This window comes from Rhodospirillales bacterium (assembly GCA_020638175.1).
GTDB lineage: Bacteria > Pseudomonadota > Alphaproteobacteria > Micavibrionales > Micavibrionaceae > JACKJA01.
On sequence record JACKJA010000002.1, the window covers coordinates 244,664 to 271,249 of the forward strand.

Here is a 26,586-nt window from a genome sequence, read left to right on the forward strand (position 1 = left end):
TCGTTCACTCCCTATGGTGTCTTGTTTGTCAGGGTTGTGCGCCCGGTATTACGGCCCGCCAAACCACTAACGACAGCGCCCGGAACTTGTCCCGCCAGCTTGGCCCCGTCAACCATCACGCCCACAGCTTGTTGCGACATCCGGGCGCCACCAATCGCAGCATATTGTACCAGCCCTTCGGTCGGATCATCACGCTGGTCACCGAAGGAGCTGACCCCGGCCCCCATCCAGCGTAAAATACTCTTGGGAATCATGTCGATCATCTTGAATGAGGCCGTCGCCATCATGTAAACAACGATAGCATAGACCAGTGTAAAGAAGAACTCATCAGCCGCTCCTCGCTTCATTTCAAGACCAAGATAAGCGCCGACGATAAGAGGGTCTTTTTCGCCAAAACCGCTCATATTCAGCAACACCAGATCAAAAATGCCGTTCAATGTTCGCACCATGGCCGTGAAAATAATCAACCCGGCTAGCAACCCAAAAACGGTCAAAATCGGGCGAATAAAAATCTCGAAAATCAGGAAGTACCCGTTCAGGGCCGTTTCCCCCGGCAAGCCGTTCCCATCAATTCTCAAATGAGCCAGCGCCCATAACGGCACACCGACCATGGCTTCAAAAATACTCTTAACCCAACTGCCAACGGCAAAAAAGAAGTACATAAAGGGCAAAAACGGCAACACGTAATAAAGCATGAACCCCACGGTTAACCCGATTGACGTAAATGATACGAACAGCCCGCTAACCGCGTGAACAGCACCACCAAGATGAGGATTCATCATTCCCAGAAATCCACCCGCCGCAGAGAAGGCCATCGCCCCCATCAACCCGAAAACGGCGCTGTCTATAATACTTTTTCCAACGGCAACCAGTTGTGCCAAAGGATGAACAGTGTGGACACCACCCACCATATCCCCGTTACGCATATCAACCAGGCCGTCAATACTGAAAATTTTCATGACCAGGTCAAAAAACCAGTTCCCGGATAATTTTTCATCCGTCGGCGTCAGAGAATCAGAAACCAGCCAGTATTGGTAAAGGGCGCTCAAAGCCCGAGCGATATCCTCATCCTCCAGTTCGGATTTCCCATCTTTCAAATTAGGTTGATACATGTTTGAAACCGAGGCATTTTCGTTTGATTTACGGCGTTGTTCCTTCACCTCTTCCATCACGGATGGCAACAACATGGGGGTCGGATAATGTTTAACCGCGTCATACAGCGCCCCGTTCCACTCCGCGACATGGTTATACCAGATCCCGGCACCAGCCCAGCCCCGCTCCAGCAAATCCGCCGGCACCGTAAAGTCGTTCCAGACCAGAAAATCAAGATAAGCAATATCGGCATTGGTTTTTACAAAGCCCTGATAAAGGGTAAAGTTTGCCTGCTTGAAGTTATCGTTCGGTAATTGCTTCTCGCCTGCATCACCTGTCGAAACAATATGATCGTTAATATTCGTCGACCCGGCATTGGTTCTTTCCGCAGGTTGAATCGATAAATGCTGCAGCGCAAGTTTACGGCCAACCTTGATGAAATCCAGATCCTCCCACAACTGCAGGACCATCTTGTAGTATTCTTCTTGAATCCTGTCTGCCGGCGCCCCGGCTACAGGATCAATCGACGTAACATGGACTTTTATATCGCCGCAAATCGGCTTAACCCCGCCGGTGTCCCGCGGATATTTATCCGTCCCCCCCGGACCCTTACCCTTTCCGTCCTCACCGAAACGGATGATGATATCGCCCTCATCATAAAATCCGCGCGCTGTAGCATAGTCAGGGGCCGGCCCCGGCGTTATTTGCGTACTGCTCAACGCATCCTTGACCAGATAAGGCTCGATAATCAATTCGACCGGATTATTGTATTCCTTATTATGCTTCCACTGGTACAGCTCCTTACACGCCCGGGCAATTGACATGAACTTTACCAGATCCTGTACGTCCGGGGCTTCGACCGGTGCAACCAGGCGCTCATCATCCATCCCGAATCCGTTGGTCAGAGTATTGTTGAACAGCACCCAGCCGTTCGTCGCAAAGCCGGACCCCAGCTTGGCCGCAAACAAAGTGATATACTGCGCCGAATTCAATCCGTAATTGATGGGAACCAAAAGTCCCAGCGCCACAACCAGACGAATGGGCGCCCATATATGTGAAAATCTTTTCCCAAAAGGCGTGCCGGTTTGGGCGGTTTCCGCCACAACGACCATAACAAAATACAGGAAAATCAAGACAGCAACGATGAGCATCGCCAGACTGTAGAATTCTAGCAAAACATGCAAACCCTGGTTAAAGGGCGGAATGTTTCCCGGCGCGTTAGGGTCAAAGGCCGAATTATACAAATTAGGGATAGCAAATATCCGGTCCAACAACATAAACGCGATATCGTTGGTCGGATTAACTGTAGTAAACAACTGGGCAAAAGCAGGCTGGATCAGGAATCCCCAGATCAGCAAAACAAACTGCGATATCAGAAGAATAAAGCCTAAAATCAAAAGCAGGAAAATCGCGATCTGATCGATATTTTCTTTTTTAATAACCAGATTGTTCGCGGCTTCTGTAATGACATGGCGAATGCCAAAGCGGCCAATATTCGATGCATTCAAATAAGGGTGGCCCGGCGGCAACAAACGAACCGTGTAGTACAAAAGCGCCATCAAATGCGCCAGCCAGCCAAAACCATTCTGCGCGAAATCGCGCAAACGGGGAACAACGCCCGGTAAAAAGACGTATCCCAACACCCGTTTCGGTCTAACTTGTTGTATTTTATACACTTTTTCTAACTCACACAGTATATACAGGCTTCGCCGTATTCTATAGTAACGCCAAAATAGATAAAATTTTATTAAATTTACCGCCTATTTGCGTTTTTTTATTATTTTTCTATACGTTAAGGGAGAATGCCCCATAGAAACATTCTCCCTGAAATTATCCCATAAATAGTTAAAAACTTTACTTATCCGGCCTTACGAAGCGGTTTGTATTTGATCCGGTGCGGCTGATCGGCATCCTTGCCGAGACGACGATGCAAATCCTTCTCGTAATCTTCATAGTTCCCCTCGAACCACTCGACATGACTATCGCCCTCAAACGCCAGAATATGAGTCGCCAGCCGGTCTAGAAACGCCCTGTCGTGTGACGTCACAAGAACGCAGCCCGGAAACTGCTCCAGCGCCTCTTCAAGCGCCGACAGCGTTTCCGTATCCAGATCGTTAGTCGGCTCGTCAAGAATCAAAACATTCGCTCCGCTCTTCAGCATCTTGGCAAGGTGTACGCGATTACGTTGCCCCCCGGAAAGATTGCCGACTTTTTGCTGTTGATCGCCGCCCTTAAAGCCAAAAGCCGCGGTGTACGCGCGTGACTGTACGTCTATTTTTCCAAGCTTTAAAACATCAACGCCACCGGATATTTCTTCCCAGACATTTTTGTTCGGATCCAGCGCATCGCGGCTCTGGTCAACATAGCCAAGCTGCACCGTTTCCCCAATCTCAAGGCTACCGCTATCGGGTTTTTCAACCCCGGTAATCATTTTGAACAGGGTGGATTTCCCGGCCCCGTTAGGACCGATAACACCGACAATCCCCCCCGGCGGCAATTTGAAATTCAGGTCTTCGATCAACAACCGGTCGCCAAAACCCTTGCACAGGTTTTTGGCTTCTATAACCGTTCCGCCCAGACGCTCCGGTGTCGGAATAACGATCTGTGTATTCTTGGTGTCCTGTTTTTGAGACTGCGCCAGCAAATCCTCGTAAGAGTTAATCCGGGCTTTGGATTTAGCCTGCCGGGCCTTTGCCCCCTGTCGGATCCACTCCAGCTCGCGGTCCAGTGTTTTCTGACGGGATTTTTCCTCGCGGGCCTCTTGTTCCAGACGCTTGCGTTTCGATTCAAGATAAACGGAATAATTCCCCTCATAAGGAATACCCGCCCCCCGGTCGACCTCCAGAATCCAGCCAGTAACATTATCGAGGAAATAACGGTCGTGAGTAACCATCACCACTGCGCCAGCATAGTCTTTCAAATGCCGCTGCAACCATGCAACGCTTTCGGCATCAAGGTGGTTGGTCGGTTCATCAAGAAGCAATAAATCGGGCTTTTCCAGCAACAGGCGGGCCAGCGCCACCCGGCGTTTTTCACCCCCGGAAAGGTTTGTCACGGCGGCATCCCCCGGCGGACAACGCAAAGCCTCCATCGCCATTTCAACGGTCCGGTCGATTTCCCAACCGTCCGCGGCATCAATTTCTTCCTGCAATTCGCCCATTTCCGCCATTAACGCATCGTAATCGGCATCCGGCTCGGCCATCAGCAAGCCAATCTCATTATAGCGATCAACTTTGACTTTGATCTCCCCCAGCCCTTCCAGAACGTTTTCCTGAACGGTTTTGGTTTCATCCAGATGCGGTTCCTGCGGCAAATAACCGACTTTGGCGCCATCCGCAGCCCACGCCTCACCGCTATATTCCTTATCCACGCCCGCCATGATCCGCAGTAACGTCGATTTACCAGCTCCGTTTGGCCCCAACACACCAATCTTCGCGCCCGGAAAAAAGCTCAGCGTAATATTCTCCAAAACCTTTTTCCCGCCGGAATAGCTTTTGGACAAACCGTTCATGACATAAACAAACTGGTATGAGGCCATAATTTTCTTCCCCGTTTTTGATTTTCCTGCGTAATGCGATATGCTTTAGTCTTATAGTGTGTAAAGAAAAGGATATCAATCATGTCGCGTGAAAATCTGTCTGCCGATTCCCTGATCGAGGCCACCCGCAGCCGCGCGAAATTCTCCGGGCACGGATCTTCCAAGGGCGCCGCAGGCTACAAGGTCGAAGGCACTGATACAAACTATGAGTTTCTATCCGCATCCGGGCAAACATCCATTATAAACCCGCGGGCTGACGGTTTTGGCACGATCCGGATCGGCGCAGCCTGGGATATGATGAAGGTCAGGCAAAAACAAAATATCATGGATAAGGCACTGGGACGTACACGAACAAAGCTGATGGACGTAGACCTTGATCTCGGCTGCTTGTATGAGATGCAAGATGGCAGCCGGGGTGCATTGCAAGCCTTCGGGAATTTGTATGGGGCATTTGACCGTCCGCCCTTCATCCGCCATTCCGGCGACGAACGTGAAGGTGACGAAGAGGGTGACGATGAATATCTGGAAGTTAACGGTTCTCACTGGGCGGATATCAAACGTATTCTTGTGTATGTTTATATTTACGACGGCGCGCCGCACTGGGCATCCGTAAAACCGCAAATCCAGATCAACGTCCCCGGAGAAACCCCTATGGTGGTCACCCCCGGCGTAGGAAAAAGCGAACTGCCGATCTGCGTTATTGGCGCAATAGAAAACGTCCGCAACGGTATCAAGCTTGAAAATTTCACCGAGTACTATCCCGGCCACGCCGAAATGAGCCGTGCATTCGGTTGGGGACTATCATGGGAAGATGGCAAAAAATAGCGGTTCCGTTTGACGGGCTTTTAACGTATCGTGACTTTCTGAACAGCAACCACACAGCCTGCAATTAATCATGATGGAAATGACAGCAACAGAAGCCTTTATCCTGGCGATCGGCGCCTTGGGACTTGGCATGATTATGCTGATTCGCGGCGGAAACTGGACCATTGATGCGGCCGTTTATATTGCCCGGAAAATGGGGATTTCACCATTGGTCGTCGGTTTTACCGTTGTGGCCTTTGGCACATCTTTGCCTGAGCTGATCGTCTCCGTCAACGCCAGTCTGCATGGATCGCCGGGCATTGCTGTTGGCAATGTCTTAGGCTCAAACGTTGCCAACATCTTGCTGGTGATCGGAATAACGGCCCTGTTTACAACGCTGGTCATCATCCCTCGCGCCCTGATCCGCGATTTGGCGATGATGATGGCCGTCACAGTTGGCCTTCTGGGTCTGATGCTGTATGGCGAAATTGGTCATCTGACCGGCTGTCTCATGATCTTGATTTTACTCGCTTACGTTTTTTGGCAATATATCATGGCGGCGCGCGGACAAGCGGCCATCCCGGAGCCAGAACAACACGAATTTAACAACATCCGCGCATCCGTTTCTTTTCTTGTCATGGGTTTAATCCTGATTGCTCTGGGCGCCGAGTTCCTCGTGCGCGGAGCAAAGGTCGGGGCCGCAATTATCGGTGTCCCGGAAGCCGTCATCGGCCTCAGCGTTATTGCCGTCGGGACATCCTTGCCGGAACTGTCAACCTGCATCATCGCCGCCCGTAAAAATCATAGCGACATAATTGTCGGCAACATCATTGGATCAAACGTCTTCAACATCATGATGATCTTGGGGGCAACCGCCGCGATTAAACCGATCATCATGGGCGAACTGGCTCCGCAACTAATCAATATCGATATCTGGGTAACTTTAGCAGTCAGCTTGCTTTTAACGGTGCTGCTGTTGATCTACAAAAAAATCACAAAGCCGATCGGTATTCTGTTTATAGCCGCCTATATGGTATATATTGTAGCGACCTATGCTTTCTATATGGCATAATGGTACGCAGGGGAACGATACATCATGAGTGACAACGATTTGAATCAGGATAAACCCGACGAAGACGACTTCACCCCTCTCTCCGAGGACGACCATCTGAAGCCGATCGATTTCGGAATGCCCGAACCAAAGCCGGAAGAGCATCAAAGCCCTTCAGCCGCCCCCGTGGCACCAGCACCGGAGGAAGACACCGCATTGGAATTCTCTGAAGAGGCTCTTCATCACACCTATGATGATTCAGCCAATTTTGTCGAAGTTGGTGATTATATCGACCTGACCGAAAAAATTACCGGACTGCGGGAGATAAAAATCGGCGCAGGCTGGGATCAAAAAGCTTTTGAGGACGTCAAAGTCGATGTCGACATCAGCTGTTTTCTACTCAACAAGGCCGAACAGACCCGTGAAAACGAAGATTTCGTCTTTTACAACAACATGGCAGGATGCGCTGGCGCCGTAAGGTTACAGGAAGATAGCCGCACAGGCGCCGGAGACGGTGATGATGAAACGATGACTCTGGACCTGACGGGCATCCCGTTCGACATCATCAAAGTTGTTTTTGTTCTGTCGATTTATGACCCGGAACTCATTGGCCACCATTTTGGCATGGTTCGAAACATATATCTGCGTTTCATCAACATATTGGACAATCATGAAATTTTCCGTTATAGCGTCGATGAAGCAAGCATTATCGAGCAAAATGCCGTAGTGTTAGCGACCCTGGTCAGAGAAGGCCCTAAATGGTTCGTCGAAATTCAGAACAAACCCGTTCCGGGCGGGCTGGGCGCCATTGCACAACAATACGGATTATTGATTGCCGAACAGACCGGATAGCCCTAAAAGCCGCGGCCCCTCGGATTAAGCAACTTGTTTGCCTGTATTTTGGGGGATTTACCCCCCCCGCCGCCATATTGGTCGGCCCCGCGGCCTCCTCTTAATTCCTGTTCCAAAAGATCATCAATATCAGGAACCTCATCCTGCTTCAGGCTTTGAACCACGGCGGCAAAGAAATTACAGGCTTTCTCGGGCCAGCCGCTTATAGTCTCATCAATCGGTTCACCGCGAATCCAGACCTTGGAAATCGTCCAGTTCCCGGAATTAGTATTCCGGGCCTGCAACAAAAACGTATGTTCGGCAGGCGGCTGCCCCGCATCGGGCATTTCGTAGATCATCTCAATAGCGGCCTCAACCCCGTCGGAGTCATCCATGCCCATGCGAACCTCGGCACTGCATGTCACGCCTTTTTCCCCGTCATAGACCAGCCACGGGCAATTTTCATACGGACCCAATACGTATCCGACGCCTAGTCTGTCCATCAGTTCTTTTTTCGTGGCTTGCATTCTCTACCTCTGTCCCGCGGACAACATAGCTTTATTCAATACAGGAAGAAAGGCTAAAATAGCTGGCCCTGCGGCGCAGGAGGAACGGATTTATCCTTGTGCCCCTTGCCAACCACAGCATCGACTCGTTTGTCATCCCTGAACTGCAGCTGTATATTTTGGCCTGTACGTGTCTGATCAGCGGCCGTAACCGGCACACCCCGGTCGTCGCGAACGACAACAAAGCCGCGCTCCAGAACACTCTTAAATGACAGACTTTCCAGCATACGGCCAGCTGATTGCAGTCGATTTTCTCCATCCCGAAACAAAACAGGCGCCTGCCGAACCAATGCCTGCGCATGATAAGAAAGCATGCGTGTTTTTTCTTCGATCAGCGTCCGGGGATGACGGAGCTGAGCTGCCAGTTCAGCCATACGGCTCTGCTTACCGCTCACCCCCTTCTCGAACGCCCCCGTCAATTTGTGAGAACTATGGTCGAGTGCCTGGTTTTTTATTTCCAGCAACCGCCCCGGATCACCCAGCCGGGCGGCTTGTGCCGCCAATTGATGGCGCCGTTCCCCCACCAGACGACTGGCCCCGCCAATTATTCTTTGCTGGTTTTCTAAAATCCGGGCCATCAATTCAGCGCGTACAGGCACGGCCATTTCCGCCGCCCCCGTCGGTGTCGGCGCCCGTAAATCCGCCGCAAAATCAATCAAGGTTGTATCGGTTTCATGGCCAACCGCCGAAATCACGGGAATCGTACAATCAGCCACAGCCCGAACAACAGATTCCTCATTAAACGCCATCAGATCTTCAAGCGATCCGCCGCCCCGCGCCACAATCAGAATATCGGGTCGGTAAGGAAGCTCCAGCGCATCAAACCCGCGCACCGCGCCGGCAATCTGGTCCGCCGCCCCGTCGCCTTGAACCAATACCGGCCAAAGCAAGACGTGGGAGGGAAACCGGTCGCGCAGCCGGTGCATAATGTCGCGAATCACCGCGCCGGTCGGTGACGTCACAACCCCGATCGTCCGGGGCAAAAATGGCAGTTTTTGTTTCCGGGCCGGATCAAACAGCCCCTCTGCCGCCAGTTTTTTCTTTCGCTCCTCCAGCATCTTCAGGAGTGCGCCTTCCCCGGCCATCTCCATTGATTCAACAATGATCTGGTAACGTGATGATTTTGGGTAACTGGATACCTTGCCGGTAATAATGACTTCCAGCCCTTCTTCCGGCTTTACCGACAAACGCCCCATCGTCCCGCGCCAGCACACGATATTGATATTGGCATCTTCATCCTTGATATCGGCATAAAGATGACCGGAAGCAGCAACCTTGACCCCGGCCAGCTCGCCGCGCACACGTACGTGCCCGTACGTGTCCTCCAGCGTCCTCTTTAAAGAAAATGCCAGCTCGGCAACGGAAAATTCCGGGACATTGCCCTGCGTATTTATAGGTGCTTGCTCACTCATTCTCGTGATAATATAGAAGCGAAACAAAAACGCAAACGATCCTCATCCGGTTATGTCCAAGTCATTATCTGCCTGTCATTATGCTGACGAAGCGCTCTGCGTCAAAACCCTGCTGGAAAACCTGCCTTGGCCGGCCGTGATCAGCGCGCGCGTAAGCGAAAACGCCGTCACGCTGATTAAACGGGTGCGAAAAGCTGACCGGAAAACCGGAGAGCTGGAATCGTTCCTGCAGCGCTATGGCCTGAACACCCAAGAAGGGCTGGCCCTGATGGCGCTGGCCGAAGCTTTGCTCCGTATTCCCGATGCACCGACCGCCGACGCGCTGATTTCCGATAAAATTCTGGCAGCCGCTTGGTTTGATAAACAAAAAATATCAGAAGACTGGCTGGTCACCATGACCGGTGTTGGCCTATCCACCACCCGCCGTCTGTTGGAAAACGCTGCCGGACGACTGGGGCAGCCCATGATTCGCCGGGCCATGCGCGCGGCCATGCGCATGATGGGCCGGCAATTCGTTTTGGGCCGGACGATTGACGAAGCTGTCAAAAATGCCGTCCCCTACCGCAAAGCCGGATATCGCCCATCCTATGACATGCTGGGCGAAGGCGCCCGCACCATCGATGATGCCAATCGCTACTTTGAAGCTTACCGCGAATCTCTTGAAGCTATTGCCCGCCATACCGGTCCGAAAGAAACCAACCGCCCTAGTATTTCAGTCAAACTGTCAGCCTTGCATCCCCGCTATGAATATAGCCAAAAAGATATCTGCGTCCCATATCTGTCGGAAAAACTGATTGAATTATGCCGGATAGCCGCCGCTCACAATCTGGGCCTGACAATCGACGCCGAGGAAGCGGACCGTCTGGAGCTTTCTCTCGAAATCTTTGAAGCTGCCATGGCCGATCCTGAAACCACCGGGTGGACGCGGCTGGGCCTCGCTATTCAGTCCTACGATAAACGCTGTTTTTCGCTGGTTGACCGTCTGGATGAGCTGGCTGAAAAGCACAGCCGTAAAATCAATGTACGGCTGGTCAAGGGCGCTTATTGGGATACCGAAATCAAACGGGCGCAAGTGTTGGGCCTGTGCGATTATCCGGTTTTCACCCGTAAAGCCAACACCGACCTGTCATGGCTGGCTTGTGCTTATAAGCTGCTTCAGAAAAAACAGCGGCTCTACCCGATGTTTGCCACCCATAACGCCCATTCCATCGCCGCCGTTCTGGAAATGGCCGGCAGCGACCATAGCGGCTTTGAATTCCAGCGCCTGCACGGCATGGGCACAGCGCTCCATGATATTTTATTGAAAGACGGTCTGGCCGCAGGCGGCATCTATGCCCCCGTGGGCGCCCACGAAGATTTATTGCCCTATCTGGTCCGGCGCTTGCTGGAAAACGGTGCCAACAGCTCCTTTGTCAATCAGCTCTACGATAAAGACCGCGCCCCGGAGATTATTGCTCTCGATCCGGTCGTGACAATCCGGGACCGGATGGACGAAGAGCACCGCCATGCCCGCATCCCCCTGCCGGAAAACCTGTATGGTCCCGGCCGAAGAAATTCCCGCGGTCTTGATTTGCGTGACGATAGAACAGTGCAAACTTTGATTTCGTCCATTAAAAAAGAAACCGAAGGCCGCACCTTTGAATCCGCACCTCTGATCGCCGGGAAAATTGAAGTCGAAGGATCGCCGGAGCCAGTCATAAACCCGGCCAACCCTGAGCAGATAATCGGTAAAGTCTGGAATACGGCCCCCGACCAGATCGAGAAAGCCTTTACCAAAACAGGCTTCGGATTTGAAGCATGGCACAAAACCCCCGCAGTTCAACGGGCGGCCATACTGGAAAATCTCAGCAACCTGATTGAGGAAAACCGGGAAACCCTCATGGGGCTACTCACGGCGGAAGCAGGAAAAACCCTGCCCGACGCCTTGTCCGAAGTTCGGGAAGCAGCCGATTTTTGCCGTTACTACGCGGCCCAAGGCCGCCAGATATTCGATGAAGAAGGCACACGCCTGCCGGGCCCGACGGGAGAGCGCAATATCCTGACTCTTCACGGACGCGGCATTTTTGTCTGTATCAGCCCCTGGAATTTCCCGCTGGCTATTTTTACCGGCCAGATTGCCGCCGCCCTGATGGCCGGAAACGCAGTGATTGCGAAACCTGCCGAGCAAACACCGTTAATCGCCATGGCAACCGCCCGCCTGATCCATAAAGCGGGCGTACCGCCTGAAACGTTTACGTTGCTGCCCGGCGCCGGGGATATCGGCGCGCAAATCATCGCCCACCCCGATGTCGCGGGCGTCGCCTTCACCGGCTCGACAGAGGTCGCCCGGATTATCAACCGCGCCCTCGCCGCCAAAGACGGCCCCATCGTCCCGTTGATCGCCGAAACCGGCGGGCAAAACGCCATGATCGTCGACAGTTCGGCCCTCGGGGAACAAGTCGTTGACGATGTGATCCTGAGTGCCTTTGGCTCCGCCGGGCAACGCTGTTCAGCCTTGCGGGTTTTATATCTACAAGAAGAAATCGCCGATAAAACCATGGCCATGCTCCATGGTGCGACGGCGCAATTACGGATTGGTGACCCGTCATGCATCGCCGCGGACATCGGCCCGGTCATTGATAACGATGCACTGGATATGCTGCACCAACACCGCAGCAAACTGAACCGGATCGGGCAACGGGTTGCCGAAGCCGTTTTACCTGATGACCTGCCGGAAAATGCTCACTTCTTCGCGCCCTGCGCCTATGAAATTGATACGATAAAACGGCTGGACCGGGAAATATTCGGGCCAGTCCTGCATATCATCCGCTACCGGGCTGCCGATATCGACAAGGTTATCAAAGCCATAAACGCCACGGGGTTTGGACTGACATTTGGCGCACACAGCCGTATTCGTCCGTCCATGGATAAACTGGCCGGTGCGATGACCGCCGGAAACATCTACATCAACCGCGGCATGACCGGCGCTGTCGTCGGGGTCCAGCCCTTCGGCGGGCAGGGACTGTCCGGCACCGGCCCCAAAGCCGGCGGGCCGTATTACCTGCCGCGCTTTGCCACCGAAAAAACCGTCTCCACCGACACCACCCGCCAAGGCGGCAACGCCACATTGGTATCGCTTTCAGAAGCAGACATGATAAAATAAAACCATGAGCAACACGTTCTCCCAGAATCTCGACCTTCGCCAGTCACAAAACCTTGTCATGACGCCGCAGCTACAGCAAGCCATCAAGCTGCTGCAAATGGGCAACATGGAACTGGCCGAATATGTCGAGGAAGAGCTGGAAAAAAATCCGCTGCTGGAAAAAGCCCGCGATGACGACGGCTCGGACGATGATACGTCTTCATCCGCGGCCGTCGAATCGGATTCCATGGACAGCGCCTTTGACGAAGTCTGGACCGGAAACGAACAAGCCAGCGATACGCCGCCGGATTTCGATTCCGGATCAAACATGGCCACCGTCGGCGCCGGGGGAAGTGCATCATTCGATATTATGGATGAGAGCTTCGAAAACCGCCTGAGCGACGATAAAACCCTGCGCGATCATTTGATGGAGCAATTGCATCTGGGATTTTCCGATGAACGGGACCGCATGATTGGCGGTTTGCTGATTGATCTGCTCGACGAAAGCGGTTATCTGCGCGACGACCCGGCTGAATTATCGGGCCGCCTCGGCTGCTCCCCGGAACGGTTGGAACGCCTGCTAACCCGGATGAAACAATTCGATCCCACCGGCATTTTCGCCCATGATCTATCCGAATGCATGGCGTTGCAACTGGACGAAAAAGGCGCGCTGGACGCCCCGATGAAGGCGCTTTTAGACAACATAAACTTGCTGGCCACTCACGATTATGAAGCCCTCTGCAAGGCCTGCGGCGTGAATGAAACATACCTGAAGGATATGATAGACGAAATTCGCCGCCTGAACCCCAAACCCGCCGGAGATTTCGATCATCTGGTCGTACAGACCGCCGTGCCGGATGTTTTGATGAAGCGCCTGCCGAAAAACCTCGGGGGCGGCTGGCGGGTTGAACTGAACAACGACACGCTGCCCCGCGTTCTCGTTAACCAAACCTACTACACAGAGGTCGCCCAGCACGCAAAAAACAAACAGGATAAAACCTATCTGAACGAACAACTGGCTTCGGCTAACTGGCTGGTGCGCTCTCTTGACCAGCGTGCCAAAACCATCCTGAAAGTCGCCGGGGAAATCATCGAACAACAAGAAGGATTTTTCCTCTATGGAATCGAGTTTCTCAAACCTCTAACCCTGCGCGACATCGCGGAAGTCATCGACATGCACGAAAGCACAGTCAGCCGCGTCACCACCGGAAAATATATCGGCACACCGCGCGGCCTGTTCGAATTGAAGTTTTTCTTCTCCACCGCATTGGGCAGCGGCGATGACGCTCACTCTGCCGAATCCGTCAAAGCCCGGATCAAAACACTGGTCGACAATGAAGATCCGAAAAAAATCCTGTCGGATGACAAAATCGTCACTATATTGAACGACGAAGGGGTTGATATCGCCCGCCGCACCGTGGCTAAATACCGGGAAGCCCTGAACATCCCGTCATCTGTCCAGCGGCGGCGAATAAAAAAGAGCGGGTTTTGAAACCATAATCTCGTGACCTGCGAATAAAGCAGATATGAGATGATTTTAAAAATCCAGAGAAGAGAGAGATTCTATGTTTCGTCACATCCGGCTCTTGAGCCTGACCGCTCCGACCCTGATGGTAAAATTCTAAAAGAATTCCTTGAATTTCAAAGCACAGAACCCCAACTGATAAAGAGAGGCATTAAAGAGGAAAAAAACATGTGTTCCTCTTGTCTTTACAAGCCAAAACCTGTTAAAACGCCTATGGTTTTAACAAACGTAGTATCCAATCAACAGAAAGAACAATAGCCATGCAAATCACGGTTCAAGGCAAACAGATGGATCTGGGCGATGCGTTGCGCACCCACGTCACGGACAAGCTGGACGAAATCAATCACAAATATTTCAACCATGCGACCGACGCCACCGTCACATTCTCGAAGGAAGGCCACGGCCATAGCGCGACCAAAGCTCATATCTCCATTCGTATCGGCAAGGACATTATGGTCATGGCCGATAATATCGCGGGCGATCCGTACGGCGCTTTTGACACAGCCGCCGAAAAAGTTGCCAAACAAATGCGGCGCTATAAGAAACGCTTGCGCGATCACCATGACCGCCTCGAAAAGTCTCCGGAAGCCGAAAGCATGAAGGCACGCGATTATGTGCTGGAAGCTACGCCCGAAGATCACGATGAAAGTGAAGATAGTGTGCCCCATGGTAAAGATCCGGTTGTCGTAGCCGAACTGACCACGGCCATCCAGACCATGAGCGTTTCGGAAGCCGTCATGAGACTCGATCTGTCCGGTCAAACCGCCATGCTGTTCCGTAATGCTTCCCATAGCGGTCTGAACATGGTCTATCGCCGGGCCGACGGAAATATCGGCTGGGTAGACCCGGAAGGAAATGGCAACAGTGCCGCGAACGCTGCTTGATTCTCTAAAGATCGCGCAGCAAAAAATAGATTAGAAAGACCCCTTGTGAAAATAAGGGGTTTTTCTTTGGATATAAAAAAGTTAAGTATTAGCAATGACTTAAATGAAGTTTTTATACTAAAAAAGCTTGGCACCCGGCCTTTTTCAGACTATCTATCTTCCTACAAAAACAAAAAACAAAACGCACAATAAACAGTGTGGAGGTACATAAATGGTTATTGCAAACGAGCAAATGCTGGTTGATTTGGTTTTGCCTAATCTGAAGGCTGCAAACCGTAAACAGATTTTTCAGACACTGGCCCAAAAAGCAGCCTTGGCTACAGGGCTTGGCTGTCATGATCTAATGGCCGCTTTATGGGATACAGAGCAAAGAACCTCCTCCGGCATCGGCGATGGTGTTGCCATACCGCACTTGCGCGTACGCGGACTTCGGGAACCGTTCACCCTTTTTGCCCGCTTGTCTCATCTGGTCGACTTTGATGCACCTGATGGTGACCCTGTTGATATGGTGTTTTTGATTCTTTCACCGCAGAAAGAAGATCAAGCCTTTCATTTGCGCCGTCTGGCACATATCTCCCGGCTTTTGCGCCATGAAGATATGCGTAGACGCCTGCACGGCTCTCATGACGCCGAAGCGCTGCAGGTCATGTTTTATGACCCCGAACAAATTATGATTGCCGCCTGACCGTTAATGCACGGTCATGGGCATTAATGATTGTTCTTGCGCGAACACAGCGCCAGTCGTTTCGTTTTCCAGGATACCCAGCAAATCGCCGTCCGCAGCATACACTCCGTATGCCTTAACGCCATCTTGAACAACCGGCCGGATATAGGCAAGATACTGCGCCCCAAAAAGCCGCCAGTCCTGAACCGTCAAACGTTTCAGGGCCTGCAGGGATTTTTCTGTTGGATGATGCATTTTTCCTGCCCCCTTTTTTACGATTTCCGGCCTTTTTTGCTAGAAGAAGACGATCCTGATTCGGCCCGGTCATCTATTTCAACATCAATCGCCTGCGGAGGCAAGGCAGCCTTACCGTTACCTTTTCCCGCGGGAGCAGAAATCTCGATCTTGCGCGCCGCCGATTCCGGAATCACACGCACCATGTCGATGTGAAGCAGCCCGTTATCCAAAGCCGCGCCACGTACCTCTATCCCGTCAGCCAGGACAAAAGACCGTTGGAATTGGCGCGCGGCAATGCCACGATGCAAGTAAATCCGCTGTTCATCGTCAACCTGTTTGCCACGAACAGTCAACTGATTATGCTCGACCTCAACATCAAGGTCATCCATCGTAAACCCGGCAACAGCCAGCGTAATCCGCAGGCAATCGTCACCGATTTGTTCCACATTATAGGGGGGGTAACCGTCCGCATTCTTTTTCAAACGATCAAGGTCACGCTCGAACTGGTCAAAACCGAGAAAAAACGGATGGTCAAACAAAGATAGTCTTGCTGTCATAGTCTAACTCCTCTTATGAGCAAGTTAATATCAATCGGCAGCCCGCCTTAAAGCAGCACCGCTATTAACAATAGTATATAGAAAAGAAACCGATCAAATCAAGATCAAGCCGCTTTGCCGGCTTTAAAGGCTTTTTCCGCCCGTTTTTTGACAAAAGCCCGATCACAGTAAAGACACTCAACGACATCCTTGCCATCAAATGTATACCAGACAACCGGGTGCCCCAGTGCCCCACCCCCGCCATCGCATTTGACATCGCTGACATCATCGGCAACCACAATCATTTCCGGGGTCTGAACAGGCATGAAAAGCTCTCCTACAGGCTTTAACTTTTTATTTGCATCTTTATTATAGAGTGACATTACAAAACCCCGGTGACAAGAGGAAAACCGCAACGATGGGGACGACAGCAAACGAAACCCGCTTCACTAGCAATCCGGCGATAAAGGGCCGCGAAGAGTCCTACATTACATTGTCGGTTAACCTGGAAACCGTTTTAAAAAGCTGGCGCCATTCTCTCTATGCCTTCGAATGGCTGGACGAAAAGGGCGCTATCAAGCCGTTTGAATCCCTCCCTGAATCGGAAAAATCAAGATACCTGATGATAGAAACCGCCTTTGAAAAGGGGCAACCTCTGGAACAACCTGTTTTGGGAATCGGGCTAATGGACAATGTTGAAATCGGCGCCGGGAAAGCCGTTCTTCTAACGCTGGCCGCCCACAAAGTAAAAACCATGCCCGTTCATATTCCCAAAAGCCACCGGGATGATTTCCGGCCTTTTTTAGCCTGAATTTTCCCTGTACACTGGAATCATGAAAAACAGCTGCTCCCAATCCGGCAATGTTATGATCTACATCCTGATCGCTGTCGCGCTCATGGCGGCGCTAACCTTTGCCGTTGCCCAAAGCGACCGGACAACTCTGTCAAATTTGACCAAAGACAAATTGAAACTCTACGCATCGGACATCATAGAATACGGCGATACCATCAAAAAAGCCGCTATCCAGATCCGGCTGCGCGGCGCACTAGCCACCGAAATCAGCTTCGCCCACACCAATGCCGATCCGGCCTACGGTACCTACGATAACGATCCGGACAATGAAATCTTTAATCCCGAAGGCGGGGCTATTATATACAAAACGCCCGATGCTCTGGCCCTGACCAACAGCAGCACCAAATTTCAGTTTTATGGTGAAAATGAAGTGGAAGAAGTCGGCTCTACCTGTAACGCAGCCGAGTGTACCGATTTGCTTTTTGTGGTGCCGAATTTAAAAGAGTCCGTCTGCATTGAAATCAACAATACGCTGGGCATTGGTGACAAAAACGACCCGCCGCCAACCGATGGTGGCCTCGACATAACGGAATTTGCCGGTGCCTACAATTATGGGGCCACGATCGGGGATGAAGCGGGTTCCTCCGATCTAAAAGGAAAAACGGCAGGGTGTTTTTATGACGGTGCTGCCGGGGAGTACGTTTACTACCAGGTCTTAATCGCCCGTTAGCCTCAGGAAACCCGGCGCCATTTGGGCCCGTCAGGCGTATCTTCAATAACAACCCCCATCGCTGTCAACTCATCCCGGATTTCATCGGCACGGGCAAAGTTTTTTGCTGCACGAACATCTGTTCTTTCCCGCAACAATTTTTCAACTTTCCCGGCATCAATATCATCACCGGAAACAGAGTATCCAAGCCAAGTCGCCGGATCTTCCTGCAAAATACCAAACAGCTTCGCCGCCGCAAGTAACTGTCCTTTGAGTTCGGGAGTCCGTTCAGACGCAGCCTCTTTTGCCAAAGCATTAAGAACCGCAATAGCCTTGGGTGTATTCAGATCATCACAAAGAGCGTCCATAAAACTTTCCGGCACACCGGCATCCGGGCTAGCCGGAACATCAGCGAGATCCTTCAAAACATTGTACAAACGATCAAGCATGCTCTTCGACTGGGCAATCGTATCATCCCCCCAGTCCAGCGGTTGCCGGTAATGAGCAGCCAGAAGAGCCAGACGCAAAACTTCCCCCTGATGATCCTCCAGAAGCTCATGAATCAGCGCGATGTTCCCCAGCGATTTCGACATTTTTGTACCGCTCATCGTCAGAAAACCGTTATGAACCCAGTATTTGGCAAAAGCGGTTATATCGGTTTCATGACCGTGGGCACAGCAACTCTGCGCCATCTCGTTTTCATGGTGCGGAAATTTCAGATCGGCGCCGCCGCCATGAATATCAAACGGCAGCCCTAAAAATTTTTCGCTCATCGCCGAGCACTCAATATGCCAACCCGGACGCCCATAGCCCCACGGGCTATCCCAGCCCGGCTGGTCAGCAGAAGAAGGTTTCCACAGCACAAAATCCGCCGGATCTTTCTTGTACGGTGCAACCTCGACCCGCGCCCCGGCAATTTGCTCATCCCGGCTGCGCCCGGACAAACGGCCATATTGCTCGTATGACGGAACGTTGAACAAGACGTGCCCGTCCTTCTCATAAGCATGCCCGGCCATAATCAGTTTTTCAATCAACGTGATAATCTCTGGCATGGTTTCCGTTGCCCGCGGCTGGATATCCGGTTTGCTTACACCCAAAGCAGCCATATCATCATTATAAATACGCTCATATTTTCGGGTAATCTCGTCAATGGGAACGTTCAGCTCTTTGGCCCGGACCATAATCTTGTCATCAACATCCGTGATATTGGACGCATAGGTAACTTTGGGATAAAGCATCTTCAAAACCCGCGCCAGCATATCGAACACAACCGCCTGCCGTGCGTTCCCGATATGAGCATAATTATAAACCGTTGGCCCGCAGGCATACATCCGCACATGCACCGGATCGATCGGTGTAAAAATATCTTTTTTACCTGTCAACGTATTATGGAGCTTTAATTCCGGCATAAATCATCCCTCTTTTGCTATTCTTTACGAATAGGCGATTGCGTAAAAAAGAGCAAGCACGGGATTATTTAATAAAGGGCGATTTCTGGATGGCCGCCAAAAGCCGGTCCTTGGCAAAGGGCTTTTTCAAAAACCCGGCAGCGCCGCTTTTGCTGGCAGACACGATATTCGTTTTCATCGTATCGACGCTGACCATGATGACATAGGCATCGGGATCGATTTTCTTAAGCGCATGCAGCGTTTCATGGCCATTCAGCCCCGGCAAATGAATATCCAGCAAAACGATATCCGGCGCATGCTCGATATAGGATATAATCGCCTCTTCCCCGCTGCTGACATAAGAAAATTTATATTGCTTGTTCAGGATATCAATGGCGCAGGCCGCCGTAAACCGGTCATCTTCAACCAATAACACGAACGGCTCGGTCCGTTTTTTCCGGCGCAAGGCCAACGAACCGACCTTGTGCGCATCAGCCATCGCCCGGTAAGCCTCCACGCGTTTGGCCGCCAGCAACCGTTGCTCGGCCAGTTTCTGATAGGTATGGCTGTCCTTGGCCAAATGGCTGTAACGGGACAGACTTTTCCCGGCCTGTCCCGCAAGCGTTTCGAATAGTTCCTTTGATGTGGCCTGCTCTGCTTCATTGCGGGGCCGCATCAATATAACAACATCCCCATCGGAAAATCCGTACAGGATAGCATTACCAAAAACATCAATTTTTGCCTGCGCCTTTGCAAGAAGCGCCTGCCCTTCGACCTGTATCTTGTCGAGGTTTTTTTTAATGGTCTTCGGCTGATCGGTCAGGTCAAAATGATTGATTTTCCCCGACAACGCAAAATGCATCCCAACCCAGCCACTGGCATCGCTGCGTATTTTTTCGATAAATCCCAGAAAATGATGCTCCGGGCTTTCCTGAATTATTTTCATTCTTATCTACAATTCCCTTGCCAGAACGGCGACATAACCAGAACTCACTATACCATAAATTTTCGGAGACAAAACGGGTTGCTTTCAGACAACAAGAGGATTAAACGAATATCAGTCTTTTCTAAAACATGAAGGAGATAAAACCATGAATTCCCGCCTGCATACCCTGTCTTTTTCTCTCAGCCTTGTTTCATGTTTTCTGGCAGGAAGTGCGTGGGCGCAGACCTCCTCCTATGAACCTTTGCCGCAAATGACCGTACAAGCCGCGCCGTTCCCTTACACACCGGGCACCAGCGTCATTATCCCTGACGAATACGCCGGAACGGCCCATGACGGCGGCCAGTTTTTGAGCCTGATCCCCGGCGTATCCGGTGGCCGCATGGGTGGCCATGGAATTGAGCCCGTCATTCACGGCCAGCAACAAACCCAGTTAAACATCCTTGTCGATGGCGCATTCATCCACGGCGGATGCCCCAACCGGATGGATCCCCCCGCCTCTTTTGCTGCAGTAAACAGCTATGACGAAGTCACGGTTTTAAAAGGCTATCAAACTGTACAAGCCGGCCCTGGCGGCACAGGGGGAACCGTATTGTTCGAACGCAAGCCCTATGATTTCACCGGCGATCAAATCCAGTGGTCCGGCAAAACCGAAGCCGGATACGGCCTGAACGGCAACGTACGTGATGGCTTTGTCGATGTTGCTGCCGGCAATAAAATCGCACAACTCCGCCTGAACGCTTCCGTCACACGCGCCCACAACTATGAAGACGGCAGCGGTAATGAAGTCCGCGGCGCTTTTAATTCTCATACCCTTAACCTGATGCCGACATGGAACATCAGTGACAACACCGCTTTAACACTGGGACTTGAACGTCTGCGCACGGATGACGCCTTGTTCGAAGGCGCCGGCATGGATGCACCGCTGGACGAAAGCTACATTTACCGCAGCAAGCTTACCCATAAATACGATCATGATTTCATGCGCGCGGTTACGGTCGAGGCTTATAAATCGCTGGTTGATCACATGATGGATAATTACTCTTTGCGCACCAACACCGGCATGAAAATGCGGGTTCCCTCGGAATCAGATACATTCGGCGGGAAAATTACGGCAGACATGATGCTGCAGGATATTCCATTCACTCTGGGAATCGAACACCATGACAATAACCGCGACGCCAAGCGTTACAGCGGCGTTCCGGCGGCACCCGATGCTACCACCCCGCAATCCTACATGTGGCCGGATGCCACGATCGCCCAGACAGGGCTGTTCGCTGAAGGGGAAATACCGATGGCCGCCCAAACCCGCCTGAAACTCGGCGGGCGCTATGACCGGGTCAAGGCGGAGGCCAACGCCGCTGACATCGTGTTTGGCGCTATATCAGCCAATACCCTGTACCAAAACCATTACGGCTATACCGCCACCGATCAAACCGAACATAATTTCGGAGCGCTGGCACGGCTGGAATACGACATGAAGGAAAACACAACCCTGTTTGCCGGGATCAGCCGCTCGGTCCGCACCGCCGACACCACCGAGCGCTTTATGGCTGCCAATAGCGCCGCCGCCGCCCAGCGCTGGGTTGGTAATCCACAGCTTGAGCCTGAAGCCCATCATCAGATTGACGCCGGATTTTCGACCGAAGGGAAAAGCTGGTCGTTCGGGGCCATGGCCTACTATGACGATGTCAACAATTTCATCATGCGTGACCTCGCCCGCGGTCAGGACGGCATCGTTGCCAACAGCAATGAAGCCGTTTACCGCAATATCGACGCTACGCTGGCGGGCGGAGAAATCGAAGGAAAGTGGCAGATTAGCGATGTTGTCGGTCTTGACGCCGCCCTGGCTTATACCTACGGCAACAATGATGAAGACCATGATGCGCTGGCACAAATTCCACCGATCGAAGGTCACGTTGCCGTCAATTATGGGCGCAACAACTGGACCATTGGTAGCCGCATGAACTTTGCAACCCAGCAAAACCGGATCGACAATGACACCAGCATGCGCGACGCCGACAAGACACCCGGCTATATCACACTGGACCTTTATGCGGATATGGAGATCAATCCGGTCTTTACGGTGAAGCTTGGTGTTGATAATGTTCTGGATCATGACTATGCGCGCCACCTTAACCGCAGCAATGCCTTCGATCCCACGGAAATCCAGGTCAACGAACCCGGACGAGCCGCTTGGCTGCGCGTATCGGCCCAGTTCTAGGAACACACTGCGCCATAAATCGGAAAAGCTGCCGGCCTTCATCCTGTCCGTGTCTTTGCACGGATTGATACTGGCGGCTTTGATCGTTACGGTCAGTGCCGGCGTTATATATGGCCGTGGCCCTGCCTTTACCGAAGCAATCTCTGTCGATCTGGTATTCATTCCCGAAACGGTGCCCGTGCCGGAACAAAATCAAATCATACCGGTCACCGAACCACAACAACCGAAAACACAAAAATCGGTCCTTCTGGATGATATCGGCCCGGTTTTAAGCCAAAAACAGGCTACCGAACCACAAAGCGTCGAGCAATCCACGCCCGTAACCGCCCCCCGAACGGCCACGGCAAAAGAGTCCGGTCACAAAGGCATCATGCCTTACGACTACCGGCAAACACTGGTCCGGCATATCGAAGAGCATAAATATTACCCGGTAGCCGCGCGCCGCCGCGGGCTGGAAGGAGAGGCCACCGTAGCCTTCAGCATGGATCCCGCCGGGAATCTGCAACACGCCCGCGTTATCAAGACATCCGGACAACACATTCTGGATAACGCGGCGCTGGTCACCATCCGGCAAGCCAGCCCTTATCCGCCGCCACCCCAAACTCTGGAGGCCAGAGCCTTCGAGCTACCCATTCATTTCAGTCTCAAGAGGTAAAATGCATGACCCAATTCACGCTTCCCAAATGGTACGATTTGCATATGCATATGCGGCAAGAAGAATTGCTGACGCCACTGGTGCAAGCCCAGATTTCCATGGGTTGTGCCGGGGTCCTGGCCATGCCGAACACAAGGCCGCCCACCGCGGTGGTCCACGCAAAAGATGAAACGGACGGCATGCAAAGCATCGAAAATTATGCCGCCGCCATTCGCGCCGCCGGGGGAGATGCCTTTTCGACACTCATCGTACCGCTGTACCTGACCCGCGCCGCCACACCTGAAATGATTGCCGAAGGCGCTCAAAGCGGCCAACTGAAAGCCTGTAAATATTACCCGCCACACGGCACAACCAATGCCGATTTCGGCGCGCCGCTGGAAACATTCATCGAAAACGGCGTCTTCGCGGCCATGGAGAAACATGGCATTGTTCTCTGCATCCACGGCGAAGAACACGGCCTGTGTGCCGAACACTACTTTGACAGGCATATCAACGCCGAAACCCTGTTTTACCGCGACCATATGCCCAAACTGGCGGGTACATTCCCGAACCTCAAAATTGTCTGCGAGCATATCACCACCAAAGCCGCCGCTGATTTCGTTCATAGCCACGGCCCCAACGTCGCCGCAACCATCACACCGCAACATTTGCTCTATACCGTCGGGACACTGATTCAAGGTCTAAAATACCATTTGTTCTGCCTGCCCGTTGTTAAGTTCGAAGACGACCGGACCGCCTTGCGGGTCGCGGCAACAGCCCCCGATAACACCAAATTCTTTGCAGGCACCGACAGTGCGCCGCATACCAAAAAAGCAACCGAATGCGGCTGCGCCGCCGGATGCTTCACGGGGGGCGTCGCCCCACAACTCTACGCGCAAGCCTTTGAAGAAAGCGGGATTGATTTGTCCGGCACTGACGGGCAAGAACGTTTCAAGCGTTTTCTCTGTCTGAACGGTGCTGATTTTTATAACCTGCCCGTCCCGGAAGAGACCTTCACGCTGACCAAAGAACCCCAGAAAATCGATATCCTGAACACTCCGGCGGGGCCGATAACACCTCTGCCGGCAGGCATGAATCCGCTCCATTCGGAAAAAGGAACCGTTCTTCCGTGGAACCTGTCGTAAAAAGCCCATTAAATAAAGAAAATCTAATACAATTTTTCATAAAATTTTAAAGTTAATTTCCTTTGTATTTCAAACAATTAAGAGATCGAAATTCTATCTCGTTCAAATTTCTAAAGCCCTTATTAATACTTTTCACGGTATGATTGACAGTAAATCTTGGGCTAAAAAATTATGGCGAAAAGAGCTGTTTTTTTGATTTCAGGAACAAGAAGAACAACAAGTTTTCAATCTTTGTGATTGAGGTTACACGCAAAAAACAATAGGATGGTTCAGGATACTTGTTCTATGTCACATTCTCAAAAACAATCTGTTCTGGATCTGCCTTACAGCATGAGAAAGAAAACAACTGAAAAAGCCGGAAAACTGGGTGGGCTGAGCTTAGGCGCTATGTCTACGCCTGTTCACATGTGGCGCAGCCGTCTGAGCTGGCGCATTGCTCTGGCTGTGTTTTTGACGATTTTAACCGTACAGGTCACCATACTCAGCCTGACCATCAAGGACTATGAACAAACACGCCTGAATGAGTTGGCGGAAACAGGCAGAGCCGGCATTGCTCTGGTTATGGACAAAAAAACCAGCAATTCGCTGGAATCCCCAATCAACACCGAAAAAGCAGAACATTTAATTACGAACACAGCAATCACCGGTCTGGTTATTTATTCAGCGATTGGCGAGAACCTTCTGGGTTCCTTTGGGGATCAGGTTGTTCTAAGCATGCTCAACCGCGATAACACCATGTCTTCCTATCGCAGCGCCGACGGCAACGCTTATGAAGTCGTTTTTCGCCCCGGCCATTTAGGTCGGCCTTACACAATCGTCGCCCGGCTCGATGCAACCCATATCCAGGGGATGGTCATCGATCATATCAAGCAAACCATGTGGATTATGCTTCTTATGTCAGCGTTTGTGACAACGGTTTTGATGATTGCGCTGGGACGCTGGCTTCTTGAACCCATTTTGTTCTTACGTGATAACTTTATGCGGGCTTCGGAAAACCCGGAACAGCCTAACATTCCGGCATCGCCCTTTGATCCCAATGATGAAATAGGCAGCACCATCAGCATCGCCCAACGACTAATCAACCAGAACGCGGAAAACATCCGGCATATCAAAAGCGCCGCCGAAGACCAGATTCACCGGCTGGCTTATTATGACAGCCTGACAGGACTGCCCAACCGGACCCTGTTTATCCAGAAATTAAGTGAACAGGCCAAGAAAAACAGCGCGGAGGGGGCCGAAGGCCGATTTGCCGTCGTGGCTCTTGACCTCGACCACTTTAAAGACATCAATGACAGTATGGGGCATAACGTTGGCGATGCCATTCTGCGGGCCGTTGGCAAACGTTTGCGCGCGGCTATGCCGGAATCAGCCGTCGTCGCCCGGACCGGCGAGGACGAATACGCGATCACCATGGCCCTGACAAAGGATATTACCGACGCCCGCGATATCGGTGAAAAAGTGGCGCACGTAATCCGTGCCGAACCGTTTAAAGCATTTAACGAAAACTTTCAGGTCCGCGCCTCCATCGGCGTCGCCACGTTCCCGGATGATGGCACCGACCCCGATCAGGTTCTGAAAAACGCCGATATTGCTCTAAATCAGGCCAAAGAAAAAGGCCGGGACACCGTCCGTGAATACTCCGAAGATTTTGATCGGGCGGTCCAGCAGCGCTTCCAGATGCTCCGCGATCTCCGCGATGCCATGGAGCACGACCAGTTACTTTTGCACTACCAGCCGCAATTCGATCTCAACACAGGCCGCATTATCGGCGCGGAAGCCCTGATACGCTGGTGGAAGCCGGATAACAGCAAAGAAGGTGGAAGCTTTATCCCGCCTGTCGATTTTATTCCGATTGCCGAACAATCTGGGCTGATTGTCCCCATCGGAGAATGGGTTTTGCGCGTAGCGTGTGAAAGCGCCGCAAGATGGAACAACGAAGGTCACAATTTCCGCATCGCCGTCAACGTATCCGGCGCCCAGTTCTATCAAAGTGACCTGGTAGCCACCGTATCCAAAATACTTCAGGAAACCGGACTTCCCGCCAACAAGTTAGAATTGGAAGTAACAGAAAGCGTCTTTATGGACGATATTACGCACGCCATTCAAACCCTGCAAAACCTTCACGGTCTGGGTGTTGAGCTGGCAATTGACGACTTCGGAACCGGCTATTCTTCCCTGTCATACCTGCGGCAATTCCCGATTGATCGGCTGAAAATCGACCAGTCCTTTATCCGGAACGCCCTGAACAACGCGGATGATGCAGCGATTGCACGAACAATCGTTCGCCTTGGCCATTCGCTGAACCTGAAAGTCATCGCGGAAGGCGTGGAAACCATTGACCATGAAAACTTCCTCCGGGCTGAAAATTGTGATGAAGTACAAGGTTTCCGCTACTCCCGTCCCATTCCGGAAGATCAGATCAACACGTTCCTGTCTGAATATAACGGCGATCTGGCTAGTTTCGACAGTTGATTTTCTAACCGTCCGGC

At 51.9% G+C, this 26,586-nt stretch carries 23 protein-coding genes; 14 read left to right on the plus strand and 9 right to left on the minus strand.

The annotated features are described in order from the left end of the window. Nucleotides 1–11: 11 nt before the first annotated feature. Both H6868_01215 and ettA read right to left on the minus strand, forming a co-directional pair. Nucleotides 12–2,696: a DotA/TraY family protein gene (locus H6868_01215; GenBank protein ID MCB9987933.1), complete on the minus strand. Its 2,685-nt coding sequence runs from the start codon at nucleotides 2,694–2,696 to the stop codon at nucleotides 12–14. 254 nt (nucleotides 2,697–2,950) lie between these two features. Further along, nucleotides 2,951–4,630 (minus strand): energy-dependent translational throttle protein EttA, encoded by a 1,680-nt coding sequence (ettA, locus tag H6868_01220; GenBank protein ID MCB9987934.1) that lies wholly within the window; start codon nucleotides 4,628–4,630, stop codon nucleotides 2,951–2,953. Nucleotides 4,631–4,711: 81 nt separating this feature from the next. Between ettA and H6868_01225 the strand changes: the two genes are divergently transcribed. The 3 genes from H6868_01225 to H6868_01235 all read left to right on the plus strand — a co-directional run bounded on the left by H6868_01225 (nucleotide 4,712) and on the right by H6868_01235 (nucleotide 7,337). Beyond that, on the plus strand, nucleotides 4,712–5,455 hold the full coding sequence (locus H6868_01225; GenBank protein ID MCB9987935.1) for a TerD family protein: 744 nt from the start codon (nucleotides 4,712–4,714) through the stop codon (nucleotides 5,453–5,455). Nucleotides 5,456–5,525: 70 nt separating this feature from the next. After that, on the plus strand, nucleotides 5,526–6,506 hold the full coding sequence (locus tag H6868_01230; GenBank protein MCB9987936.1) for a calcium/sodium antiporter: 981 nt from the start codon (nucleotides 5,526–5,528) through the stop codon (nucleotides 6,504–6,506). Between the two features lie 24 nt (nucleotides 6,507–6,530). Beyond that, nucleotides 6,531–7,337, plus strand: coding sequence for a TerD family protein (locus tag H6868_01235; protein MCB9987937.1), 807 nt, complete (start codon nucleotides 6,531–6,533; stop codon nucleotides 7,335–7,337). A gap of 2 nt (nucleotides 7,338–7,339) precedes the next feature. Here H6868_01235 and H6868_01240 read toward each other — a convergent pair whose 3' ends face one another. Next, a complete protein-coding gene (locus H6868_01240; protein ID MCB9987938.1) occupies nucleotides 7,340–7,843 on the minus strand; it encodes a hypothetical protein in 504 nt (167 codons plus the stop codon). Between the two features lie 53 nt (nucleotides 7,844–7,896). After that, entirely contained in the window at nucleotides 7,897–9,294 is a 1,398-nt protein-coding gene (locus H6868_01245; GenBank protein MCB9987939.1) for an exodeoxyribonuclease VII large subunit, read from the minus strand. A gap of 52 nt (nucleotides 9,295–9,346) precedes the next feature. Here H6868_01245 and putA point away from each other — a divergent pair, with 52 nt between their 5' ends. The 5 genes from putA (at nucleotide 9,347) to H6868_01270 (ending at nucleotide 15,509) form a co-directional block, all read left to right on the plus strand. Continuing rightward, entirely contained in the window at nucleotides 9,347–12,436 is a 3,090-nt protein-coding gene (gene putA / locus H6868_01250; GenBank protein ID MCB9987940.1) for a bifunctional proline dehydrogenase/L-glutamate gamma-semialdehyde dehydrogenase PutA, read from the plus strand. Between the two features lie 4 nt (nucleotides 12,437–12,440). Next, entirely contained in the window at nucleotides 12,441–13,907 is a 1,467-nt protein-coding gene (rpoN, locus tag H6868_01255; GenBank protein MCB9987941.1) for an RNA polymerase factor sigma-54, read from the plus strand. Nucleotides 13,908–13,946: 39 nt separating this feature from the next. Next, a complete protein-coding gene (locus H6868_01260; GenBank protein ID MCB9987942.1) occupies nucleotides 13,947–14,198 on the plus strand; it encodes a hypothetical protein in 252 nt (83 codons plus the stop codon). A gap of 2 nt (nucleotides 14,199–14,200) precedes the next feature. Then, entirely contained in the window at nucleotides 14,201–14,824 is a 624-nt protein-coding gene (gene raiA, locus H6868_01265) for a ribosome-associated translation inhibitor RaiA (GenBank protein ID MCB9987943.1), read from the plus strand. Nucleotides 14,825–15,035: 211 nt separating this feature from the next. Beyond that, entirely contained in the window at nucleotides 15,036–15,509 is a 474-nt protein-coding gene (locus H6868_01270; protein ID MCB9987944.1) for a PTS sugar transporter subunit IIA, read from the plus strand. A gap of 3 nt (nucleotides 15,510–15,512) precedes the next feature. On the opposite strand, the gene H6868_01275 is transcribed toward H6868_01270, so the two are convergent. The 3 genes from H6868_01275 to H6868_01285 all read right to left on the minus strand — a co-directional run bounded on the left by H6868_01275 (nucleotide 15,513) and on the right by H6868_01285 (nucleotide 16,587). Continuing rightward, nucleotides 15,513–15,743, minus strand: coding sequence for a hypothetical protein (locus H6868_01275; protein ID MCB9987945.1), 231 nt, complete (start codon nucleotides 15,741–15,743; stop codon nucleotides 15,513–15,515). A 17-nt stretch (nucleotides 15,744–15,760) separates the two neighbouring features. Then, the gene (locus tag H6868_01280; protein MCB9987946.1) at nucleotides 15,761–16,282 is read right to left on the minus strand and encodes an Hsp20 family protein; all 522 of its coding nucleotides are present in this window, start codon (nucleotides 16,280–16,282) and stop codon (nucleotides 15,761–15,763) included. Nucleotides 16,283–16,386: 104 nt separating this feature from the next. After that, on the minus strand, nucleotides 16,387–16,587 hold the full coding sequence (locus tag H6868_01285) for a zinc-finger domain-containing protein (protein ID MCB9987947.1): 201 nt from the start codon (nucleotides 16,585–16,587) through the stop codon (nucleotides 16,387–16,389). 92 nt (nucleotides 16,588–16,679) lie between these two features. Here H6868_01285 and H6868_01290 point away from each other — a divergent pair, with 92 nt between their 5' ends. Together H6868_01290 and H6868_01295 are read left to right on the plus strand one after the other, a co-directional pair. After that, nucleotides 16,680–17,072, plus strand: coding sequence for a hypothetical protein (locus H6868_01290; GenBank protein ID MCB9987948.1), 393 nt, complete (start codon nucleotides 16,680–16,682; stop codon nucleotides 17,070–17,072). Between the two features lie 22 nt (nucleotides 17,073–17,094). Further along, complete coding sequence (locus H6868_01295) at nucleotides 17,095–17,784, plus strand: hypothetical protein (protein MCB9987949.1); 690 nt, start codon at nucleotides 17,095–17,097, stop codon at nucleotides 17,782–17,784. A gap of 2 nt (nucleotides 17,785–17,786) precedes the next feature. On the opposite strand, the gene H6868_01300 is transcribed toward H6868_01295, so the two are convergent. Both H6868_01300 and H6868_01305 read right to left on the minus strand, forming a co-directional pair. After that, nucleotides 17,787–19,172, minus strand: a complete 1,386-nt coding sequence (locus H6868_01300; GenBank protein MCB9987950.1) for a cysteine--tRNA ligase — start codon at nucleotides 19,170–19,172, stop codon at nucleotides 17,787–17,789. A gap of 64 nt (nucleotides 19,173–19,236) precedes the next feature. Further along, nucleotides 19,237–20,097, minus strand: coding sequence for a response regulator (locus tag H6868_01305; protein ID MCB9987951.1), 861 nt, complete (start codon nucleotides 20,095–20,097; stop codon nucleotides 19,237–19,239). A gap of 145 nt (nucleotides 20,098–20,242) precedes the next feature. Between H6868_01305 and H6868_01310 the strand changes: the two genes are divergently transcribed. From H6868_01310 to H6868_01325, 4 genes are all read left to right on the plus strand, one after another. Then, nucleotides 20,243–22,318, plus strand: coding sequence for a TonB-dependent copper receptor (locus tag H6868_01310; GenBank protein ID MCB9987952.1), 2,076 nt, complete (start codon nucleotides 20,243–20,245; stop codon nucleotides 22,316–22,318). Nucleotides 22,319–22,367: 49 nt separating this feature from the next. Further along, nucleotides 22,368–22,973 carry an energy transducer TonB gene (locus H6868_01315; GenBank protein MCB9987953.1) on the plus strand — a complete coding sequence of 202 codons (606 nt, stop codon included), beginning with the start codon at nucleotides 22,368–22,370 and terminating at the stop codon, nucleotides 22,971–22,973. A gap of 5 nt (nucleotides 22,974–22,978) precedes the next feature. After that, nucleotides 22,979–24,097, plus strand: coding sequence for a dihydroorotase (pyrC, locus tag H6868_01320; protein ID MCB9987954.1), 1,119 nt, complete (start codon nucleotides 22,979–22,981; stop codon nucleotides 24,095–24,097). Nucleotides 24,098–24,382: 285 nt separating this feature from the next. Further along, a complete protein-coding gene (locus tag H6868_01325) occupies nucleotides 24,383–26,569 on the plus strand; it encodes an EAL domain-containing protein (protein ID MCB9987955.1) in 2,187 nt (728 codons plus the stop codon). Nucleotides 26,570–26,586: the final 17 nt, after the last annotated feature.

What these genes read in the sequence shown, in the direction of transcription:
- H6868_01225 (MCB9987935.1), top strand. Translation starts at nt 4,712, where the DNA reads ATGTCGCGTGAAAATCTGTCTGCCGATTCCCTGATCGAGGCCACCCGC.
- H6868_01300 (MCB9987950.1), bottom strand. Translation starts at nt 19,172, where the DNA reads ATGCCGGAATTAAAGCTCCATAATACGTTGACAGGTAAAAAAGATATT.
- pyrC (MCB9987954.1), top strand. Translation starts at nt 22,979, where the DNA reads ATGACCCAATTCACGCTTCCCAAATGGTACGATTTGCATATGCATATG.
- H6868_01230 (MCB9987936.1), top strand. Translation starts at nt 5,526, where the DNA reads ATGATGGAAATGACAGCAACAGAAGCCTTTATCCTGGCGATCGGCGCC.
- H6868_01290 (MCB9987948.1), top strand. Translation starts at nt 16,680, where the DNA reads ATGGGGACGACAGCAAACGAAACCCGCTTCACTAGCAATCCGGCGATA.
- H6868_01235 (MCB9987937.1), top strand. Translation starts at nt 6,531, where the DNA reads ATGAGTGACAACGATTTGAATCAGGATAAACCCGACGAAGACGACTTC.
- H6868_01240 (MCB9987938.1), bottom strand. Translation starts at nt 7,843, where the DNA reads ATGCAAGCCACGAAAAAAGAACTGATGGACAGACTAGGCGTCGGATAC.
- putA (MCB9987940.1), top strand. Translation starts at nt 9,347, where the DNA reads ATGTCCAAGTCATTATCTGCCTGTCATTATGCTGACGAAGCGCTCTGC.
- rpoN (MCB9987941.1), top strand. Translation starts at nt 12,441, where the DNA reads ATGAGCAACACGTTCTCCCAGAATCTCGACCTTCGCCAGTCACAAAAC.
- ettA (MCB9987934.1), bottom strand. Translation starts at nt 4,630, where the DNA reads ATGGCCTCATACCAGTTTGTTTATGTCATGAACGGTTTGTCCAAAAGC.
- H6868_01280 (MCB9987946.1), bottom strand. Translation starts at nt 16,282, where the DNA reads ATGACAGCAAGACTATCTTTGTTTGACCATCCGTTTTTTCTCGGTTTT.
- H6868_01275 (MCB9987945.1), bottom strand. Translation starts at nt 15,743, where the DNA reads ATGCATCATCCAACAGAAAAATCCCTGCAGGCCCTGAAACGTTTGACG.
- H6868_01325 (MCB9987955.1), top strand. Translation starts at nt 24,383, where the DNA reads ATGTCACATTCTCAAAAACAATCTGTTCTGGATCTGCCTTACAGCATG.
- H6868_01245 (MCB9987939.1), bottom strand. Translation starts at nt 9,294, where the DNA reads ATGAGTGAGCAAGCACCTATAAATACGCAGGGCAATGTCCCGGAATTT.
- H6868_01295 (MCB9987949.1), top strand. Translation starts at nt 17,095, where the DNA reads ATGAAAAACAGCTGCTCCCAATCCGGCAATGTTATGATCTACATCCTG.
- H6868_01260 (MCB9987942.1), top strand. Translation starts at nt 13,947, where the DNA reads ATGATTTTAAAAATCCAGAGAAGAGAGAGATTCTATGTTTCGTCACAT.
- raiA (MCB9987943.1), top strand. Translation starts at nt 14,201, where the DNA reads ATGCAAATCACGGTTCAAGGCAAACAGATGGATCTGGGCGATGCGTTG.
- H6868_01285 (MCB9987947.1), bottom strand. Translation starts at nt 16,587, where the DNA reads ATGCCTGTTCAGACCCCGGAAATGATTGTGGTTGCCGATGATGTCAGC.
- H6868_01270 (MCB9987944.1), top strand. Translation starts at nt 15,036, where the DNA reads ATGGTTATTGCAAACGAGCAAATGCTGGTTGATTTGGTTTTGCCTAAT.
- H6868_01310 (MCB9987952.1), top strand. Translation starts at nt 20,243, where the DNA reads ATGAATTCCCGCCTGCATACCCTGTCTTTTTCTCTCAGCCTTGTTTCA.
- H6868_01305 (MCB9987951.1), bottom strand. Translation starts at nt 20,097, where the DNA reads ATGAAAATAATTCAGGAAAGCCCGGAGCATCATTTTCTGGGATTTATC.